This window comes from Methylosinus sp. R-45379, assembly GCF_001644125.1.
In the GTDB taxonomy this organism is placed as follows: Bacteria; Pseudomonadota; Alphaproteobacteria; order Rhizobiales; family Beijerinckiaceae; genus Methylosinus.
On the sequence record NZ_LUUM01000220.1, the window covers coordinates 1 to 1,240 of the forward strand.

A 1,240-nucleotide genomic window follows, 5' to 3' on the forward strand; every position below is an offset into this window, starting at 1 on the left:
GTCTCGCCAATTCCACTCGGCTGACCCCGACGGTCATCCCGAGGCGAATAGGGCGCGGAGCGCGGGTCGACCATTGGCGTCGAAGTCGAGACAGTGATTGATCATCGCGTCCATCGGATCGCCGCCGCGCGCTTCGAGGAAAACGAGGGATGCTTCGATCAGAGCCCATCCGCGCGCGCGACTTGTCTGGGGCAGGGCGATCAGTCCCGGATGGATCGGTTCGCGGCCGAGTAGGGCGCGAAAATCGCCGATGTTTTCGGTGACGATGACACGGTCCTCCGCGATGCAGAGATCCTTTACCGTGTGGTCGAGCTGACCGCGTCGGCCGACGTGAAGCGGGTGAATTGCATCATGCCCTAGATGGGCGAGTTCGACGGCAAAACTCGGCGACAAACACTCGTCGATGAACAATCGCATTCGATCACGCCGCCGGCCGTCGCGAGACGCTTTGGGGCCGGCCGGAGAGCGGATGCGATCTGGCGAACAGGAGCGCCGCTTCGAGGGCTTCGCGTGGCAGATCCGGATTTTCGGCGGCGATGTCGTCCATGCTGTCGCCGTGTTCGAGGCGAGCCTCAATGGAATGCACCGTGAGGCGCGTGCCTCTAATTACAGGCAGTCCTCCTTTGATGCCAGAAACACTGTCGATCCAAGTCTCGCGCGCTCTCAGATACCGATCGGTGCGCTCGAGCGCCTCACCGGCGAGTTCCCCGATATCGGCCGTTACAGATGGAGCGATTTCGACGTGCGCGGTCTTCAGACGCGATAGCTCGTGGCTTTTGAGAGCCTTTATCAATTTGCGCTTGCCTGCGATCGTCAGCGTGACGTCACCGGTCAGTCGACGGACCAACGTGGCGTAGGCGACGCTCTCCACGCCGAGGAAGCGGCGCGTGCCCACCGCCTTGCCGGAGCGCAGGGCGGGAATTTTTCCGGTATGAACCAGAAGGACTTTTTCCTCGATCGCCTTTTCGATGGCCCGTTTGGGTACACCGGCGAGTTCCGCGACTTCGCGCGGCGTGAGATCGGCTGCAGTGCGGGTCATGCTCGCCTCTAAATTGGTTCCTAATTAGGGATAGGTTATATGATGGTGCGAGAAAGTCCAATGTCGATCCGACACGGCGCTTCCGAGCGAACGAGCAAGTGGATTTTTATAGCCCCGTAGCACTGGTGAGCGTCAGCTCGAACCGATCGCGGTTGCGCTGGTGGCGGCGGATCCTCTCGGCGCCGGTGTCGCCGAGGCGCC

At 61.6% G+C, this 1,240-nt stretch carries 2 protein-coding genes; both read right to left on the reverse strand.

Going from position 1 to position 1,240, the window contains the following annotated elements:
* Nucleotides 1–33 precede the first annotated feature (33 nt).
* Entirely contained in the window at nucleotides 34–417 is a 384-nt protein-coding gene (locus tag A1351_RS09275; protein ID WP_064032841.1) for a DUF5615 family PIN-like protein, read from the reverse strand.
* A 4-nt stretch (nucleotides 418–421) separates the two neighbouring features.
* On the reverse strand, nucleotides 422–1,039 hold the full coding sequence (locus A1351_RS09280) for a DUF433 domain-containing protein (RefSeq protein ID WP_064032842.1): 618 nt from the start codon (nucleotides 1,037–1,039) through the stop codon (nucleotides 422–424).
* Between the last annotated feature and the right edge of the window lie 201 nt (nucleotides 1,040–1,240).